The following is an 18,776-nucleotide window of genomic DNA, read 5'->3' on the forward strand; positions in this document are numbered from 1 at the left end:
TTACTTTTCAATAATGATATGTGGGACGTCTTCAAGTTTCCAGTCGATTACTAATCCGCTAGCTAAACTTTCAGCAATTTCTTTTCCGTAAAGGTATTCACATAGATATAAAGCCGCTTCAAAAGATTTGGCACCACCAGCAGAAGTAATATACTTTCCGTCGTGAACAAATAAAACCTCTTTTCTGATGTCTAAATGAGGAAAACGTTCACGCATAGTATCAATATCACTAGGAAATGTTGTAGACACAGAATTATCAAGTAATCCTGCTTGAGCCAATACAAAAGCACCATCGCAATGTGATGTAATAAATTGAGCATTTTTATCTACAGTTTTTACAAAATCGATCATGTCAGTATCATCCAAATCACTATCTAAATGGTGTTCAGCACTAGGAACAACGAGAATATCAATTTTTGGTAAATCGTCTGTTGTATAATTAAAATCTGGAAGGATACGCATACCTTCAAAAGTCACTATTGGTCTATTTGTATTTGCAACAGTAAATACATTCATGGGTTTGATACTATCCCTAAAAATAGTGTGCTGAAAAATGTCAAAAGGAGCTGTTAACTCTGTATTATAAACGCCATCCATAATAAGAAATGCAACATTATAGCGATTAGGCGCTAACTTTGGAAGCTCCCTTTTTGGGTTATGATTTTCTATTCTGTTTTCATAAGTTTCAATCTCTTTTTCTCTCTTTTTTTCTTCTGATATATTACAGCTCACAAAAAATAAGAGTATTAATAAACATAGGATGTGTTTCATTTTGTTATTAATTAGTAACGCGCCATGGCGGATTTTTTCGATTATCTCCAGCATGATAAAGAATAATATGGTTGCCATCTAAATCATTTAAATGAGCTTCACGCCACAACCAATCTTTATCTTCGGGTTCTGAAGTAAATATAATGCCTTTTTGTTGAAGTTCGCTTACCAGTCTATCAAGATTATCATCTTCAAAATAAATCGTTATTCCATTTCCTGTTGCGAGTTTTTCGACCTGATGTATAGACAACGTCGAATCTCCATCAGGGCATTCGAATCGTACATAACGCGGAAGAGCATTAACAATTAATTTTAGTCCCAAAGTTGTGTAGAACTCTGTTGCCTTAGTGACATCTTTTGATGGTATTGTAATTTGATTTAAGTTCATTATAAATTATTTTTAATTCGTTTTTGTAGCCAAAGAGATAAAAAAACTGCAATTGTTCCGTATAGACCTGTTATGAGCCAATTGATTTGATAACCATAATTATCTACTACGCTAAGTCCGATTTTTGGACTCAATGTATGTGCCAAAGAAAAGGCAATGGCAAATAATGCCATATAACTCCCCTCAAAACCTTCTTTTGCTCTACTAAGAGCAAATTTATTAGTGTAGGGAAAGCCTAACATTTCGCCTATAGTCATCAAAATCATATGAATTATTATAATTCCAATCCAGAAATTATCATAAACTATAAAGAAACTCAATGCCATTAGTAATGTAGCAATTAAGATAAATTTAGTTACAGGAATATGTCTTTTTTCTAAGTAATTTATTAATGGCATTTCAAACACTACGATTATACCAATATTGATGACCCAAAACAACCCAATTTGAAATTCATTTAAATTAAAAACTTCATTATAGTAAACAGGCATAGTAACTACTAGTTGAAAAAATGTCATTCCCATGAAAAAGCAAATACCAATAAATATCCAGTAGGTGAAGTCTTTATATACCGTGTTATTGTCTTTTTTAATAGCGACGTCTTCTTTAGATTCTATATAGTCTTCCTTAGGAGATCTTACTAAGTAGTTAAATAATAAAATGGCTAAAAGACAAGTGATTCCATCAATCCAAAATAAGATATTATAACCTTTAGATACGATAATTAAACCGGCTACTGTTGGTCCAATTCCCATTCCTGCATTAATTGCTAAGCGAATTAATGCTAGAGAACGTGTTTGGGTTTCTGGTGTGCTATATGCTTTTAGGGATACATAAATTGCAGGTCGAAATGAATCTGCTATAGTCATGAGACATAATATGCTAAAGCACATACCCCAAAAAGAAGTTATAAATTGTAAACCAATAAAGCCAATGCCAGTGATAAATAAGCTTAAAGTCATGACTTTATGAAATCCGATTTTATCAGTTAATTTTCCGCCTAACCAGCCACCAAGTACAGAGCCAACTCCGAAGAATACAAATATCCATCCAGCATCATCTTTACTAAATCCAAGAGCATTAATAAAGTATAAAGATAAAAAGGGAATCACCATGGTGCCAGCTCGATTTATAAGTGAAATTAGAGCGAGGTACCAAATTTCTTTTGATAAGCCTGTAAAAGATTCTATATAATTGTTAAAAAGCGTTTTCATTTTGGTTGTTGTATAAAAGTAAAAAGTCCGACGATATCGTCGGACTTTTTATGATTGATTGGTTATATAATTATATTATCATAGCATATAGGTAGTCCGACTCTTTAAAAAAGAGGTCTTTCTTTGTGTATATGTTACGACGCAGTTTAACATTGTTTGTGTGTATTGATGTTCAAATCTATGAAAAAAAACTTAAAGTTGTATTTTTGAAACGAAAACAAAACATATGACACGATATTTACTATTCTTATTATTTATAATTTCAACTTTAGGATGTGCTCAAGATAAGCGCACAGTTGCTGGAGATACTGAATTCCAAAGAGAATTGAATGCTTATTATAAAGATGCTACAACTTCTCCATTAAAAGATAAAGATAGAAAAGGCTTTATTAGCTTAGATTTTTTCAAACAAGATTCTGCATATATAGTTAAAGCGAAATTGACTAGGACACCAAATGAACCAGTTTTTAAGATGAAAACCACCACAGATCGATTACCTGAATATGTGAAGTATGGTGAAGTGAGTTTTGTTCTAAAAGGGCAAGCGTATCAATTAAACATTTATCAAAACCAAGGACTTATCAAAGATGAGGAGTACAAGGATTATTTATTTCTTCCTTTTTTAGATAATACAAATGGTAATGAAAGTTATGGAGGTGGTCGTTATATAGATATGAGTATTCCAGAAGGAGATGAGTTTATTATTGATTTTAACTCAGCTTATAATCCTTATTGTGCGTATAATGAAAAGTATTCTTGTCCGATTGTGCCTAGAGAAAACTATCTCGATCTTGAGGTTAGAGCAGGAGTAAAAGCTTTTGATAAACACTAAGGTTTTACCAAATACATTCCGAAGAAAACAGCTAGAAAACCGACAACAAAACTTGCAATAGTATATATAGCAAAAGACGTGAAGTCGCCAGATCTAAGCATCACATGATTTTCATATGCAAATGTAGAAAAGGTAGTAAAACCTCCACAAAATCCTGTAGCTAAAAATAAAGTTTGGTTTGAAGTAAGTGTGTCGTTTTTTGCAGCCAATCCTAAAATGATTCCTATAAGTAGGCTACCTATAATATTAGCAGCAAAAGTTCCATAAGGGATACCGTTTTCTGTATTATTGAGAAATTTACCAATAAGGAAACGCATTACACTTCCGAAGCCACCTCCAACAAAAACGAGTAAGAGTTGTTTCATAGCTTACTCAACTTCAAGATAAATTTCGGTAATCCATTCAGCAGGATTAGGGGTAGACATAGGATCTGTGAGATAGGTTTCGATAGCCATTCCGTTTTCTGGTTGAATAAGAGCATTATCTTTTATATATGTTATGGCTGTTTCCCATGCTTCTTTTAAATTGTTATAATCCCCTTTTAAAATTGTTTTCACCGCTTTAAAAGGCTCTAGTTGTCCAGTTAAAACTTCGGGGTCTGTTGTGATTATTTTGGATGTTGTTGGAATACAGCACGAAAACATAACAGTGTTGTTAGCTTCATCCCATTTATGATAAATAACAAAAGGTTTACCAGCCATAGTTACATTATTTGACATGGCATAGGCACCAATTTTTGGCATCATCTCTTGCATTTTTTGTTTAAAATCTTCCATTTTACATGAGGTGGTGTTGTATAAGTAGAAGCCACCACTGTGTTGCGTAAGTCCTTTAACATTTACATTATACTTCTTCATATCGGCAACTAAAACACTATCAAGTTTGACTAATCCGCGTTCAAAATGTGGACCAATTTGTTTCTCCATTCCACCCATAAAAGCCGAAAACGCTTTAAATCCAAACGGAAGGTCTTTTCCTGTAATTGTCCAAGTAACATCAGTTGTATTAGAGCTACTTGGAGTTAAACTCCATGCCACATTAGATTTTGGGAAATCTCCAAATTGCATCTCTTGTAAGATGGTCTCATTTGCTTTCGTATCAATAGTGGTCATCGTGCCAATACCATCTTCATCCTCCCATGAATATGACCCTCCAATGCCATTTGTTTTATCAGATAAAGTAATGATTGTTTCAGGTTTTTCTTCAACCCACGAAGACCAAGCCTCCCAGTTTTTAAAATCTATAACATTATTATAGACGACACTTGCAGGTGCATTAATAGTTTTACTGCGTTTTACTTCAAAAGAGTTTGGCTGAACAGCTATATATATGGCTAAGCCAATAAAGAGAATCAGTAGTAAAAAGAGAATGTATTTTAGTGCTTTCATTATATAGTTATTGATGTGCTATTAGGTACTCAAATATAATCAATTTTAAGAGATGTCATTACTGATTCTGATTTATGCCTGTTAGTTAATTTTCCTATTAGGTATTAATTATGATTTATTTAACGTTTTAAAGAATTTTCTTATATTTAAATGCTATTAATCAAATATTCACCCACTTATGCGCTGTGTTTTACCTCTATTAATTTTCCTTTTTGCTATACATTCATTTGCACAAGATCGCTATCAAATTATATATAATTATAACAATGATGTTGTTAATTATTATAAGCTTGATAAAGAAAATAAAATTGTTGATACGTTAACTAAGCCCAAAATTAGAAGGAATAGTATAGTTGAGTTAAAAGTGTTAAATGTTAACCCTTTTGCACTAGAACTACAAACTAATTTTGAAACAGAAAACATTAAACTAAATGAAAATGGTTTTAATTTTTCATCACTTATTAATGATATAAATTCATTATCTAGTTCAGATTTGAAGTTAAATGTAAAGCTTTCAGATACAGATGATACTGATGATGAAGGGGGTGATGAAGTTATTGCTACAAAAACTAGAGGAGATGATTTAAGAACGAAAATTTCTTCTTTTACTGAGACGAATGCCGATATCTCTGCAATTAGAAGCACTTTGATCTCAAACTTAATGAACCCAAATATAAGTAAAGATGAAATTATTCAACATGTTATTGAGGCTGCAAAGCAAAGTGCTAACGATGATATGCGTTATAACCCTGAAGAGAACTTTTACTTATTTTTAGCAGACCTAGAAAATCATATACAGCAAGAAGAACAAAGTATTACAAATGACATTGAACAGTTGGAACTACAGATAGCCTCTAATGCCATAAGTGAGCAAAATCCAAATAGTGGAGCTTTGCAACGATTGAATTATAATATGAATAGTCTAAAATCACTATCTATAAATTTGGAGGATTCGGCTAATCGAATGGTTACATCAGTTGGGGAAATTAAATCGCTTTATGCCTTATTAGAAGCTTCTGAATTTGAAAAAACATATGATCATCTTTTAGAATCTGATAGAGTTACGATTGAGCTTAAATTTATGCAAAGCGAGTTTTCACGGAATCAAAGCAAGACGAGATCTAAAGAAATGATTAAAGAACGGAGTATTAAAGTGTTTTCTAAAGGAGGGTTTAAAATTAATTCGAGCATTGCTTTGACTTTAAATAATTTTTCATCCAATTCAAGTGATTACTTCATAACTGATCAAGTGGTTAGAGAAGATAAGCATGACTACTTTGTTCCTAATTTGAGTACAATGATAAATTTTTATCCGTATGCTGGTGAAAATTTTAATATTGGCGGAAGTTTTGGTTTGTCTATTCCTATATCTAGTACAGACCAAGTTAGTGGAGTGAATTTTCTACTAGGACCATCATTGTTTTTTGGAACAAAAAATAGATTGTCTTTAACCGGAGGAATTGCTTATGGCCCTGTAAAAAGATTAAGTAAGGGATTAGAGGTTGGAGAAACAACCACAACTACGGATGTAACGACAATTACAAAAAATGTATATGATTTTGGGTATTTCTTTGGGATATCTTTTAGTCTTTTCGATATTAACTAGGCTGCTAGTTAGTTGATTATTACTAAAATTAATTAAATATGATATATCATGAAACATATAATTGTCATTTTAATTTTATTGTTTTCTATTCAGGATATACTTGCCGAAAAGCATGCTTTAATTATTGGAATTGGTAAATATCAAAAAGATACTAAGTGGTCTTCATTGAGTTCAGTAAAAGATATTGATTTAATAAAAAGTGTACTTCTTCAACAAGAATTTTTAGAGTCTAATATTCTCACACTTAAAAATGAAGAGGCTACTTACGACGGAATTAAACAGGCCTTGGACAGCTTGTACGAAAGGGTTGAGCCAGGAGATATTGTTGTAATTCATTATTCGGGTCATGGGCAACAAGTTAAGGATATAAATGGTGATGAAATTGATAAAAAAGATGAAGCTATTGTACCATATGATGCACGTAAAACTTATACATGGAAATATAAAGGCGAAAGACATTTAAAAGATGATGAGCTTGGCATGTATATTAATAAGTTTCGAAATAGGCTAGAAGACCATGGTCAATTATTATTGTTAATGGATAGTTGCTATTCAGGAACTCTTTCTAGAGGTGGTAAATATAGAGGAAGTCAATCAGTTTTGGCTCCCGAAGGATGGAGTGCAGACAATAATTCAAAGTCTGCAGGAAGTGATTTGGTCGAAAACCCCAAATTTGATAAAGTACAACTGTCTAATAACCATTCACCTTATGTTATTATTTCTGGGTCTGCTTCAAATCAACTTAATAAAGAGTACAAAGGCTTTGGATCTTTAAGTTTTGCATTTAATGAAGTAATGAATGGCTTAAAAACGGATAATACTCCCTTGTCGTATAGACAGTTGTTTTCCCGAATTGAGAGCAAAATGTATAGCATGGTTCCCAATCAAACACCAGTGATAGAAGGCAATATTGATAATTTGGTATTTGGGAATGGTCAGTTAAAACAACAAAAGTACTATCCGTTGGTAGATATAATACATTCTAAGCGTATTAAAATTCCTGCGGGTAAATTGCAACGCTTGTTTAATGGTACAACGGTATTTATAATGCCAGAAGGTAGCCAAGAAGTTTCTGAAGATAAGGTTCTAGCCAAGGGCTATATTAATAACAGTCAATATAACGAATCTGAAATCATTTTAGATACACCTTTAACATCTAAAAACATAAAAGAGTATTGGGTGTTTATTGATGAACCAACATTTGAAGATTTGAAGGTTGATATTTATATAGACAAAACGGTCACAGATGAAACTATTAAAGATGGTTTAGCTACGTTTTTAGTAAATAACAAAAGAGGTAAAATTGTTAACGACATCAATAACTGTGATGCCGTATTATCGTTCAAAAAAAACGCTTATTATGTGTTGTCTCCAGATGCATTAGAAGTTGTAGATAAAAATAAAGATTATGATGGTGATAATTCATTAAAGGAAATATTATCAAGTATTAAAACATTTTCTGAGGGTTTGTATTTAAAAAACCTTAAAATGGATGACTATAAATATGAATTTGAATTTAAACTCATTCCAGCTAGTTATAATAAAGAATCCAAAACATTTACACATTTACCTGTTGAAGATTTTATTAATGATAATGGCACATTTCAAGTTGCTGAACTAAAAGATATAGTGTTACTAGAAGTTCAAAACAAAAGTCATAATGATATTTATATTAATATTCTTGAAATTGATTCAAAAGGCAAACACACTGTTTTTTTACCTGGAGATTCATGTCGTTTTCAAAAAAAAGTGTCATCAGATTCAAAAGAGACGGTTTCTTCAAAAGAGTTTTTAGTAAAGGCAAGAGCTACAGTGAATTTTAAAATACACAAATGTTTTTGGCGATTTGGAAAGCCATATGAGCGTATTATGTTAAAGGCTTTTGCAACTAATAACCCTATAGATTTTGACCAACTTCAGCGAAAAAAAAGAGGACCTAATAACCCTATGGAAAAATTCTTTAGCAGCATATTTGTTAAAACTAGAAGTGGTAAGTCAATACTTAGGAAAAATACAATTGGTTATACTGATGAGCTTATTTATGAAATAGTAGAAGCTAAAGAATGAAACAAATTTTATATATCATATTACCAGTTCTAATTGCGTTTTTTCATAATCATTCCTCTTGTAAAATTTAAATTACAGGTTTGGTTAATTTGACTTTAATTAATAATACCTATTTTAATAATGATTAGTGAAAATGGATTGAAGAGTTTACTTTTTTGCGTAATATTTTGTTTGTTGCCTTCTTTTTTAAGTAGTCAAAATGAGCAATTGAGTCGTTTGAAAAACTACCTAGATTTAGGAAATGAATCATTCGATAACGGTAATATGTCTGAAGCTGTTATTAATTTTAATTCTGCTTATGAATTAGCAAAGTTAGATTTTACTAATGAAAATTTGATATATCGTACTACTTTAGCTGGATTAATAGTTGCAAAAATAAAGAATGAAGATGGCAGCTTGCTTCCTAAATTAGTATTAGATTATTTTGATTTCGAATCTCTTGATGTTGTAGAATATGGTTTATATAGCGATATTATCGATTATTATAATAAATATGGAAACGAATTATCAAGGATGTTTCGTTATTCTTATTTAAATGCTAGTGATGGCAGTAAAGGAGGGCTTGATCTGCTAAAAGGCAATAATAAACAAGCGTCACAAGATTTTATTAATTGGTCCATTTTACTTAGAAAATCTGAAATTTCCCGAAACCAAAATAACTATAAAGAAGCAGAAAAGCATCTTAAGAGAGCGTACCAGATTGCACAAGCTTTTTTAAAAAATTATCCAAAGTTATATTTTGATAATGTTATTGCCTATGCCTCCGTATTAAGTAATAATGAACATACTCGAAAGAAGGCAGCTCAATTATATAAAGAAGCAATTCCATTAATTGAGATTGGATATAATCACCTAGAAATCTTCAAAAATTTGTCATTTCTATTACTGAATGAAAATAATAATCGTCCTGAAGCAATTAAATATTTTGATGAGTATATTCATTTATATGAATCTTTACCGGTCGATAATAGACCAGATTATGGAGATTATTTGTTAGCGCAAGCGACGTTTTATGATAGAGTTGATAAAGAAAAATCTGGTAAAAAATACATTGAATTACTAAACTATATTGAGAGTTTATCTGGTAAGGATTCAAAATATTATTATTACTCATTCTATTATTCGAATTATTTAAAGTCTATTGGAGAATTTGATTTGGCACGCCAAAAACTAAATTCTTGTATTTCTTTTTATAGGGAAAATGGAGAGTTGCAAAGCCTCGGATTTATGCAAAGAGTATTAGCTCTTGATTATTGGAATGAAGAAAAGTTTATTGAGTCTATTGCTTTAACTAAAGAAGCAATAAAGAATTTTGAGCTTGGTTCAGGTAATTCTATGTCTTATACATCCTGTCTCTTTAGAGGCCATCTGGCGTCTAATTATGCTACAATAGGTGATTATAAAGCTGGGAAAGAGATTATAAACGAAGCATTAAACTGGTCTATCGAAAATCTTCAAGAGAATAGTGATCTTTTGGCAAGCATATATTATAGTGCAGGAGAGGTTCTTGTGAGTTTGGAACAATATGATAAGGCGATTTTTTATTTAGAAAGAGCTATTGAAATTGAAGAGAAAAACAATGGTCACGCATCCCTATCAGGTTATACTAATTTGAGTATGGCATATTACAGATCTGCAAATATTGTAGCATCTAAAAAAATAATTAATAAAGCTGAAAAAAGCCTTGAAACCACTCAAGATGAATTTGATTTTTATTTGGGTGTGTTCTCAATATTAAAAGAAACATTAAATCAAAACGATTTAATAAAATTGACTTCGAAATTTAAAAAAATAATAGACTCTAGTGAATTATCAAATGACCGCCTTTATGACAGAATTTCGAGATTGTCATCAATTTTATATAATATAGGGGATTATGAATCAGCCTATAAATATTGTGAAAAAGCACTGTCTGTTTGTCCAAAAGAATTAAGAAATAAATATAATTATTTTTCATTACTGAATTTAAAAATTACAATAGGTCGTTATCCTTTAAAAAAACCTAGAGAAGAATTAATAGCTCAAATGAATGAGCTAAAAAATTGTTTGTCAAATCTTAGTAATCATCAACAGGAGGCTAGAATTAATTTCTTGCATTTGGATGCTAAATTAAAGTTAGATGATAAAAATTATAAATTGGCATTATCAAGTATTGATGAAGCTATAGATTTGTATGAAGTAGTTATATCGAAAGATGGGTCAAATCTTTTAAATACGAAGTCCCATATACTTAGAGAAATGGGAGATATTGAAATGTCCGCAAAACTATATAAACAACAAATTAAAATCCATAATGATTATCTAGAAAAAGAACTATTATTTGCGTCTGAAAATGAAAAAAAAGCGCTAATTAATAATTCAAGGTATAAATCCGCGTTATTTCAATCCTTAGCAGTTAATGTTTTTAAAGATAATCCATCCTATTTAGATGAGGTTTATAAAAATACTTTATTACTTAATGGTATAGTGTTAAGCAGTACCGTGAACTTTTTTGATAATTTGAAGGAACTGAATAGTACTGATGTAAATTCTAAGCTTGAAGATTATAAAGCAATTAAAAAAAAGATTGCATTTGAAAAACTCAACAATAATCCAGATTTAGACACCAGCTTAAATGAGTTGTATTTGCAATTAAAGGCAATCGAAATTGATTTGATATCTTATAATAATAACAATTTGCCTATTGTTAATTCTGATTTGTCTACTCAGAAAATAAGAAACAATTTAGATGAAAATAGTGTCTCAATCCAATTTTCACATTTTAAATATTACGATTTAAAGAATCATACAGATAGCACGCTTTATGTTGCATATGTGTTAAAGAAGACTTGGGAAACTCCTAAAGTGATTCCGTTATTTGAAGAACAAGAATTAAAAACTATTTTAAAAAACACATCACCTAAAACACTTTATAGTGCAAGAGTTAGTATTGGTGGTAATTCTTCGAATACAACGACCAGTAATAGAGATGTATTGTATAAGCTAATTTATAAGCCCATAGAATCATATCTTAATGATATAGACACTATTTATTTTTCTACTGATGGGTTATTGCACCAAATTGCTTTATCTGCTCTTGCACTACAAGGAGAACCAACATTAGCTGCTAAATATAAGTTGGTTCAGTTGAATAATATGACGCAGCTTGTTGATGGCTTTAAAAATCCACAACTAAATTCTACGATGCTTTACGGTGGAATTAATTATAATTTTATTACTAGAGATAATATTCTATCTAATTCATCTCTAATAAAACCATTGCGAATTTCAAATGAAAATGGACCTAGGAGCACTAATTTTGATGACGAACCTTGGGCGTATCTTGAAGGCACTAAAGTGGAGGTTGAACATCTTAAAGACTTCCTTTTTTCTAATAAAATCGAAGCAAAATTACTTTCAAGTTCTGATGCTACCGAAGCGTCATTTAAAAAATTGAGTGGTTCTAGCCCGAAAATTATTCATCTAGCTACGCATGGATTTTTTTATGAGAATTCAGCAATTGAATATTTAGGTAATGAAAACCTTAGCGAAGTTACCAATGTTTATATGGCATCAAAAGACCCGTTATTGCGTTCTGGATTGCTCATGTCTGGTGCTAACTATGCATGGGTTAATGGAAGTAATCCATATGAAGAGGAAGATGGGATTCTTACGGCTCTTGAGATTTCTAATTTGGATTTATCAAACACAGATGTTGTTATTTTAAGTGCATGTGAAACAGGGTTAGGCGATATAGAAGGAAGTGAAGGCGTTTATGGGTTGCAAAGGGCTTTCAAAAAGGCAGGTGTAGACAATTTAATCATGAGTTTGTGGGAAGTTGGAGATGATTTTGCTACATTATTTATGACTAGGTTATATGACAATTGGATAGAAATAGGTAATTTGAGAGAGGCATTCATTACTACTCAAAGGTATTATATAGAACATGAAAAATATAAAAACTACCCAGATTTATGGGCCGCTTTTGTTCTATTAAATTAACAAGAATAATACTAGTGTAAGATGTAACTAAGCTACAGATTTAGAATTTTATTTTAAAAGCAAAATGAATATTATGTTAAAACTCAAAATCTACAATTAAGTTTAAGTTTCTAGATGTTGGTTTTTGCTTGCCATTGGTTATTTTTGGTACTTCAATAGATAAATATTCTTTAATTTCAGAAATATAAATTTTGTTGTCTTTATTTAAATCGCATTTTTTCGTTTTGAGACAATCAATTAGTGCATAAGTAAAAGCACCATTTTTCCACTTGTCTCCTTCGTATGCTGATTCTAAGCCTCCCGAAGAGCTTATAATTGTAGCTCCATTACCTAGCCTAATATCAGAAAACCATTGTTGCATAAACTCAAAACTATTTATAGTATTTTCATCTTTTGTTGATAAACTAATGCTTCCTTTTTTCTTTCCTGTATCATCTTTTTTTAGATTTGGTTTATCTGTAATTACTGTGTTTTCTAGCTCAATCTCACCAGAGTTACATGCGTCTATCAAAATCATTTTCTTTCTTGAAGGAACCCCATCCAATAAGCCTTCTAAATCTTTGTATAATAGTCCACCTTTCATGGGGTTTTTAAAATCCATTTCTGATGTGCTAAGGTAATAATTCAAATTGTTATCAATTATTCCGTGTCCAGCATAAAAAATGATAATTTTATCTTCAATTTTAGTGTTCTTTAATCTTGTTCTTATTTTTTTTAGGTTTTTTTGATTTAAATTTTTGTCAAGAAAAATTAAACTTTCAATTGATTGATACTTTTCAGTTTGTTCTTTGATTATATTATTTAGATCTAATACATCTTTAGTTGCATAATCAAGATTATAAGTGCTATCCTGATATTTAGAAACACCTAAACCTACAAATATTAAATTTGCTTTATAAGGAAGTGCATCAAAAACGATGCTTTTTGTTTTTCGTAATGATTCTAGCTGATTATTGTTGATGCACGAAATCTCAATATTATTTTTACCAACACTAAGAGGTATTTCAATTTCAGTTTTATATTCATGTTGATTTATAGGCAAAGTCTTGCCTCTAGATCCAAAATGAGGTACGCCATTAACCCAGATGTTCCAAGACTTTAAAGTGCTATTCTCGTCTTTTAGATGTACTTTTACCTTTAATGTTTTTTCTTGAGTGGTTAATTCAGAATTTTTGAAACTAAACGAACTAGTTGGTAAATCTATAAGTTTTTTTGATATGTCATTAGGATTAAAACCAATTTGCTTAATCCGCTTTTTGTAGGCTTTTTTAAATAAGGAAATTGAACCTTCATTTGGAAAGTTTAAATATTCCAAAATTTTATCAGGACGATTAAATACTAAATCAAATTGGGAAAAGGAATACCCCTTAGTATTATATGAAAATCCAAAATTATCTAATGACAAGCCAGGAGAAACAATATAATAATTATCACTACTTATACCGATTGTATTTTGTTTTGATAAGAAATAGTATTCAATATAGTTATCAGAATTTCTATCAAAAATTGTCAAATAACCTCCATTATCAATTACAATTTTATTCAATTCACCATAGAAATGAACTTTTGTATCATTGTTTGGGAAGTCTGATGATTTTTCAAATAAAATCATATTAGTTTTTAGATCAATTTTTTTAATAAAACTTGTACTATTTATATAAAGCTTCGATTTGTCTTCATCTACTATGAAATAAGGGTAATATAACCCTTTATGTATTTGTTTTAAAGAGCTAATACCTTTTGAAATTTCAATACTGTTTAAAGAATAAACCTCATTCTTGTCTTCGTCATAGGTTTCTTCTTGGAAATAAACGAATTCACTGTTTAGGTCAAAATTTAAACCTGATGAAGAATAGCAACAAAATTGATAATTGATAATAAGACTATAATCTTTAGTCCTGTAAACATTTAAAGTTGTGTAATTTTTACCACTTTGATCTAACACAGCGAGAAATTCCCCATTGGGACTTAATATTAATTCTGTTTCAAAAGATTCTCCATAGATTTGAATTATTTCTCCTTTAGAATCTACTGAGGCCAATTGCCAGTTATGTTTCTTTTCATGAAAAACACTAGCAATGAAAGTGTTCGAATTTTTCACATAATGGTAAATATCTGAAATATTATACTTATCTTTTTCGTACTTCAGATTAAAGTACTTTATGTCATCTAAGTAATTCTCGTCATCTAACGAAACAATAGTAGTAAGATCGTCACTATCCGAGGATAAGTATTCGTGGTCTATATTGAGGTTAAACTGAATGTTTTTTTTATTGTTGAAGTTATTGTTTGGTTTACCAACAGCGATATACTCTCCACGTTTAATTATTAAAGTTTCACTCATTAAATCAAACCTAAATTCACAATTATCACAATGTAGTGTTTTATTTTCCCTATAATCTAAGGGTTGTAAAGTAATGCTATCAATATTTGCGTAATTATTTTCAGGATATTCGGCAAAATAATAGGTATTAGAAGCCTTAACAAGTGTTTTAGTTCTATTTAATGTTAACTCTCTCTCTTTTAAGTGTTCAGTTATTTTTTCATTCTTATAATTGTATATATATAAATCATCATATATGGTAAGTAAGGATAATTCACCACCGCTAAAAAGAAGTTCTTTTGTAGATGGATTAATTACAACTTTGCCAATTGCGTAATCTATGCTTTCAGTATCTAAATAGTGAATGGAGCCATCAGTTACATTTAGTACTGCAAATTTATTATATCCAAAAGAAATCAATAGTTCACTTTGATTAATAGTCGATATACTTGATATTGAATTATTCTCTGAAAACTTAATACTTCCTCCAGAAACTCTTTTTGTATATTCTGTTTCTGGTGGATGTTGTTTGGGTAGTATAATGCTATGTCGAATATTTGGATCATCAATTTTTCTTATTTCTATTAAACCCTCGCCAGAGAATCGTAAATCATATTCTTTTTTATTTGATATTGATAACGAATTTGCAGCGAGATAACCATTTGGTAATAGGTGTAATGATTTGATGACTTCATTTTTGAAAAATTTAATTTTATTGTATGTAGTCTCAAGTTTATTGTTAAAAAATAAACATTCGCCTTTATTAGTTCCTAAAAAAAAAGTATTAAATTCTTCTGAAAAGTTTATACAAGTTAATTCTAAGGGGAAGTTTTTTTTCGTAACGTTTTTTTTGTTTGTAAGATCTACTGAATATAAATTAGAATTATTTGTAACTTCATTAATACGTCCATCTTTTTTTGGATATATTTTGGTAGAAACTAATAGATTATTATCTAATTGTTTATAGTTGAGAATATATTCTGGCCATTTAGATTTAAAAATGGTGTCAACTTTATTAGTAATTAAATTTATACTAATTATAGAATGATTCAAACTTAGGTTGATAGTGCCATTTGTTTTTAACTCAATTTTACCTGCACCTGGTCCATTTTCGGATTGAAAATATTTCTCTGCAATGATAATTTTAGAATCGTAATCCCAGAGCTTAATATTTAAACCGCCAATTGTTTTGATATCTCCTTCAGCTGTCAAAAAATGAGTCTTTTCATTATTAATGACAATATTTTCAATCCCATTTTCAAAAGGTTTTTGTAAAACTGGCTTCAGGTTTTGCGCACTAGATACCATTATGGTACTTGCTGTTAGAAATAAAAAAACTGTTAACTTTTGTAGATTCATCATAACTACTTACAAATTCTATAAGTTTCACATAAAATAGAGTCAATGTCTTCTTCACTTAGTTTTAAAGTTTTAAGATCTTTTATGAGTGATGTATATGTTAACTTCTCTTTCTCATAATCTTTTCGCGTAATAATTTTGAAGCTATAAAATGGAAGATTATTGACATCTGGGTATTCATCATTTGAAATGCTCCATTCGTATTCAATACCTAATTGAAAAATATTATTTTCTTCATAAAAACTTATGCTAGTACTTTTTGTAGCAATTTTTAGTAGAAGTTCATGAGAATCTTTTTGTCTTAAGAAAAAATAGGACGTCGGATTTATACTATCAATTTCCCATTTAAATTGTATGATGTTATCTACAATCTTTGAATTGCTAAACGGATATGCCATACGAGTTTCGCCGCGATGAACACCACCAATTATAGTTGTGTTAGAATTTTGATTGGTGATTTCATCCCAGACCAGCTTAAAATATTCTTTGGTCAAATTTGCCTGTTGTATGTTACTTTTATGTTTTAAAATAGATAGAAAATCATAATCTCCAACACTGTTTATCTGAAATGCATTTCCTTTGTTATTAATAGCAATTAATGACGTATTGCTTTCAAGTGAAATGATGTGATGCTTTAAAATATATGTCCCTTGTTTTAATGGTTTGTATAAAGTATCAATCTTACTAAAGGCCACTCCCTTTATCTTAAATACACATAGGCTATCTTGAGCATTCAAGTGTTGAGAACAAATCAATAAGAAAACTAAGAATTTAAAAGCGGACTTTTCCATTTGTATTTTTTATTAAGATATGCCATAAGGTGAGTGTAGTAGCCAATCATTTCTAATCCAAGAACCGATAGAATTAAAATAGGTGTAGTATTTGTATAAATATTATTCCTAAGAAGCAATAATGCAATATATAATAGCAATACAGTAATTAGTAATTGTATACTTTTTTGTACAATATCAAAAACCAAATCATTTCGCAATTTTAATTTCATGCCTAAATAGGTAACAAAAAAGCACAATACAAATGCTAACAAGTATAAAGTGAATTTTGGTGTTACTTTTAAATACGAATCATTAATGAGCATGTTTAGAATATTTGCATGAATGGCTAATCCATACATATCAGGTGAGGACCGTCCAACATAAGCACTATTTAATGGAGTGTAATGTTTATCTTGAATATCATATTTGGCATTAGATGTTGGGCCTAGATAACCAAATAAAACAATAGCATCTTTAAATGCTGGAATAGAGTCAGAAGCAATGACAGCATCAATATCGAATGTGGAAAAAGAATCATGGTTTCCAATATATTTAATCGGAATTCTATTTGTTACTTTTTCGATTAAGCTTACCGAATCTATTTTATTTGTCCGTAATGCTATTTGTGTTGCAAATGAAACTTCAAAGTCTTTATCATTGTATGCACCAATAAAATCTCTAATGGTTTTATCCTGATTTGGTAAATTTAAATGAATAAATCCTGAAGATTTGTTGTCTATCTCAAAGAAAGAATTATTTCTAACATAAGTTTTTGTACTATCTTTTATGTAATAAGAATAGACGATGTTTGATTTCCCTTTTAGCGTAGATTTTAAAAAACCATCTATGTTACTGTTTTTTTTATCTTCAAAAACAATATCTAAACCCAAAACTTTAGGATTATTAGAGGCCGCTTTTTCTATAGCTTGAGCTATTTCATACCTATTTGCCTGCTTAATGTTTACTAGTAAAATATTATTGATACTCTTTTTGTTATACCACTGGTTCGAATAATAAATATCTGTAAATTGAAAATCTTTGAAAGCCTTTTCAAAAGGGTCAAGAATTGATAAATTTATAAAAGCAAAGTAGAAGATGCTTGCAATTATAAAAGTGAAAATGGTGCATAATAAAGCATCTCGATGTAGTAAATTAAGTTTGAGTTTTGCCATACTTTAGTGTTGACCTTATTTTGAAATTGTAAATTTCTATCTATTGAAAGATGTTATACGCGTCTTCAAATAAATCAAAAAATAAATCCAATTTAATTGATATTGTCAAGTTACTAAAAAATCAGTTGAATTATGAAGTTATTCTGAGCAGAAGGGATAAAATCATTATACAAATACAAACTTGATTGTTGCAATCATAAGTATAAATGCTATAAATGCAATTAACACCCAAACACTACCTCTGTAATATTTGCGGTGCAATTTAAGATCTCTACGGTAAGCGAAGTAAATTATGACTGCAAAAACTAATGCAAATAAAATACCGAAAATCCATTGACCATTACTAAACATATGGCTATTTTTATGCAAAAATAATTAAACCTTAAGGACTAAATTAGAATTTAACTGTGAATTTTTTCATAATCATAGTTAATTTACTGTTAGCAATATATTTACGTGTTATTTCTAGATTTAGTTCTTTTTATAATAAGAATAAAATGAAAGATAAGATTAACGCTGTTAAAGCATTTCATACTGCATTTAAAATTGGACATAGAGAAACGCCTAAAGCCGATTTGGGTATTGAAAAAAATATGCTGCGCTATAAATTGATGCGCGAAGAAAATGAAGAATATCTTGAAGCTGCTAATGATAATGATTTGGTTGAAGTAGCAGACGCTCTAGGAGATATGCTCTATATATTGTGTGGAACTATTATTGAACATGGACTTCAGTACAAAATTGAAGAAGTCTTTGAAGAGATTCAGCGTAGTAATATGAGCAAACTTGGAGAAGATGGAGAACCTATTTATAGAGAAGATGGTAAGGTATTAAAAGGGCCTAATTATTTTAAGCCACATATCAAAGAAATACTAGAATCATAAAAAAAAGAGCCGAACGGC

13 protein-coding genes are annotated in these 18,776 nt (G+C 30.1%); 5 read left to right on the forward strand and 8 right to left on the reverse strand.

All coding sequences use genetic code 11. The annotated features are described in order from the left end of the window. The 3 genes from ACTU6T_RS11835 to ACTU6T_RS11845 are packed head-to-tail and all read right to left on the reverse strand — an operon-like array spanning position 1 to position 2,373. Positions 1–771 carry a DJ-1/PfpI family protein gene (locus ACTU6T_RS11835; RefSeq protein WP_460218404.1) on the reverse strand — a complete coding sequence of 257 codons (771 nt, stop codon included), beginning with the start codon at positions 769–771 and terminating at the stop codon, positions 1–3. Between the two features lie 7 nt (positions 772–778). Continuing rightward, positions 779–1,159 carry a VOC family protein gene (locus ACTU6T_RS11840; RefSeq protein WP_460218405.1) on the reverse strand — a complete coding sequence of 127 codons (381 nt, stop codon included), beginning with the start codon at positions 1,157–1,159 and terminating at the stop codon, positions 779–781. After that, a complete protein-coding gene (locus tag ACTU6T_RS11845) occupies positions 1,159–2,373 on the reverse strand; it encodes an MFS transporter (RefSeq protein ID WP_460218406.1) in 1,215 nt (404 codons plus the stop codon). The genes ACTU6T_RS11840 and ACTU6T_RS11845 overlap by 1 nt, the downstream gene beginning before the upstream one ends. 226 nt (positions 2,374–2,599) lie before the next feature. On the opposite strand from ACTU6T_RS11845, the gene ACTU6T_RS11850 reads away from it, so the two are divergent. Beyond that, the gene (locus ACTU6T_RS11850; protein ID WP_460218407.1) at positions 2,600–3,205 is read left to right on the forward strand and encodes a DUF1684 domain-containing protein; all 606 of its coding nucleotides are present in this window, start codon (positions 2,600–2,602) and stop codon (positions 3,203–3,205) included. Here ACTU6T_RS11850 and crcB read toward each other — a convergent pair. Together crcB and ACTU6T_RS11860 are read right to left on the reverse strand one after the other, a co-directional pair. After that, a complete protein-coding gene (crcB, locus tag ACTU6T_RS11855) occupies positions 3,202–3,570 on the reverse strand; it encodes a fluoride efflux transporter CrcB (protein WP_460218408.1) in 369 nt (122 codons plus the stop codon). The two genes, ACTU6T_RS11850 and crcB, sit on opposite strands and share 4 nt — an antisense overlap. Before the next feature lie 3 nt (positions 3,571–3,573). After that, positions 3,574–4,593, reverse strand: a complete 1,020-nt coding sequence (locus tag ACTU6T_RS11860) for an SRPBCC family protein (RefSeq protein WP_460218409.1) — start codon at positions 4,591–4,593, stop codon at positions 3,574–3,576. A 178-nt stretch (positions 4,594–4,771) separates the two neighbouring features. Here ACTU6T_RS11860 and ACTU6T_RS11865 point away from each other — a divergent pair, with 178 nt between their 5' ends. From ACTU6T_RS11865 to ACTU6T_RS11875, 3 genes are all read left to right on the forward strand, one after another. Beyond that, entirely contained in the window at positions 4,772–6,199 is a 1,428-nt protein-coding gene (locus ACTU6T_RS11865) for a hypothetical protein (RefSeq protein ID WP_460218410.1), read from the forward strand. A 48-nt stretch (positions 6,200–6,247) separates the two neighbouring features. Beyond that, a complete protein-coding gene (locus tag ACTU6T_RS11870; RefSeq protein WP_460218411.1) occupies positions 6,248–8,266 on the forward strand; it encodes a caspase family protein in 2,019 nt (672 codons plus the stop codon). 216 nt (positions 8,267–8,482) lie between these two features. Continuing rightward, positions 8,483–12,247 (forward strand): CHAT domain-containing protein, encoded by a 3,765-nt coding sequence (locus tag ACTU6T_RS11875; protein WP_460218412.1) that lies wholly within the window; start codon positions 8,483–8,485, stop codon positions 12,245–12,247. 76 nt (positions 12,248–12,323) lie between these two features. Here ACTU6T_RS11875 and ACTU6T_RS11880 read toward each other — a convergent pair whose 3' ends face one another. Genes ACTU6T_RS11880 through ACTU6T_RS11890 form a run of 3 tightly spaced genes read right to left on the reverse strand, consistent with a single transcriptional unit; the run spans position 12,324 to position 17,874 of the window. After that, on the reverse strand, positions 12,324–15,932 hold the full coding sequence (locus ACTU6T_RS11880; protein ID WP_460218413.1) for a caspase family protein: 3,609 nt from the start codon (positions 15,930–15,932) through the stop codon (positions 12,324–12,326). Positions 15,933–15,934: 2 nt separating this feature from the next. Further along, positions 15,935–16,720: a hypothetical protein gene (locus tag ACTU6T_RS11885; protein WP_460218414.1), complete on the reverse strand. Its 786-nt coding sequence runs from the start codon at positions 16,718–16,720 to the stop codon at positions 15,935–15,937. Beyond that, positions 16,693–17,874 carry a CHASE2 domain-containing protein gene (locus ACTU6T_RS11890; RefSeq protein ID WP_460218415.1) on the reverse strand — a complete coding sequence of 394 codons (1,182 nt, stop codon included), beginning with the start codon at positions 17,872–17,874 and terminating at the stop codon, positions 16,693–16,695. Before ACTU6T_RS11890 ends, ACTU6T_RS11885 begins: the two co-directional genes overlap by 28 nt. A gap of 497 nt (positions 17,875–18,371) precedes the next feature. Here ACTU6T_RS11890 and ACTU6T_RS11895 point away from each other — a divergent pair, with 497 nt between their 5' ends. Continuing rightward, positions 18,372–18,758 (forward strand): pyrophosphohydrolase domain-containing protein, encoded by a 387-nt coding sequence (locus ACTU6T_RS11895; protein ID WP_460218416.1) that lies wholly within the window; start codon positions 18,372–18,374, stop codon positions 18,756–18,758. Positions 18,759–18,776: the final 18 nt, after the last annotated feature.

This window comes from Psychroserpens citreus (genome assembly GCF_055686305.1).

What these genes read in the sequence shown, in the direction of transcription:
- ACTU6T_RS11890 (WP_460218415.1), bottom strand. Translation starts at nt 17,874, where the DNA reads ATGGCAAAACTCAAACTTAATTTACTACATCGAGATGCTTTATTATGC.
- ACTU6T_RS11880 (WP_460218413.1), bottom strand. Translation starts at nt 15,932, where the DNA reads ATGATGAATCTACAAAAGTTAACAGTTTTTTTATTTCTAACAGCAAGT.
- ACTU6T_RS11845 (WP_460218406.1), bottom strand. Translation starts at nt 2,373, where the DNA reads ATGAAAACGCTTTTTAACAATTATATAGAATCTTTTACAGGCTTATCA.
- ACTU6T_RS11835 (WP_460218404.1), bottom strand. Translation starts at nt 771, where the DNA reads ATGAAACACATCCTATGTTTATTAATACTCTTATTTTTTGTGAGCTGT.
- ACTU6T_RS11840 (WP_460218405.1), bottom strand. Translation starts at nt 1,159, where the DNA reads ATGAACTTAAATCAAATTACAATACCATCAAAAGATGTCACTAAGGCA.
- ACTU6T_RS11865 (WP_460218410.1), top strand. Translation starts at nt 4,772, where the DNA reads ATGCGCTGTGTTTTACCTCTATTAATTTTCCTTTTTGCTATACATTCA.
- crcB (WP_460218408.1), bottom strand. Translation starts at nt 3,570, where the DNA reads ATGAAACAACTCTTACTCGTTTTTGTTGGAGGTGGCTTCGGAAGTGTA.
- ACTU6T_RS11850 (WP_460218407.1), top strand. Translation starts at nt 2,600, where the DNA reads ATGACACGATATTTACTATTCTTATTATTTATAATTTCAACTTTAGGA.
- ACTU6T_RS11860 (WP_460218409.1), bottom strand. Translation starts at nt 4,593, where the DNA reads ATGAAAGCACTAAAATACATTCTCTTTTTACTACTGATTCTCTTTATT.
- ACTU6T_RS11895 (WP_460218416.1), top strand. Translation starts at nt 18,372, where the DNA reads ATGAAAGATAAGATTAACGCTGTTAAAGCATTTCATACTGCATTTAAA.
- ACTU6T_RS11885 (WP_460218414.1), bottom strand. Translation starts at nt 16,720, where the DNA reads ATGGAAAAGTCCGCTTTTAAATTCTTAGTTTTCTTATTGATTTGTTCT.
- ACTU6T_RS11870 (WP_460218411.1), top strand. Translation starts at nt 6,248, where the DNA reads ATGAAACATATAATTGTCATTTTAATTTTATTGTTTTCTATTCAGGAT.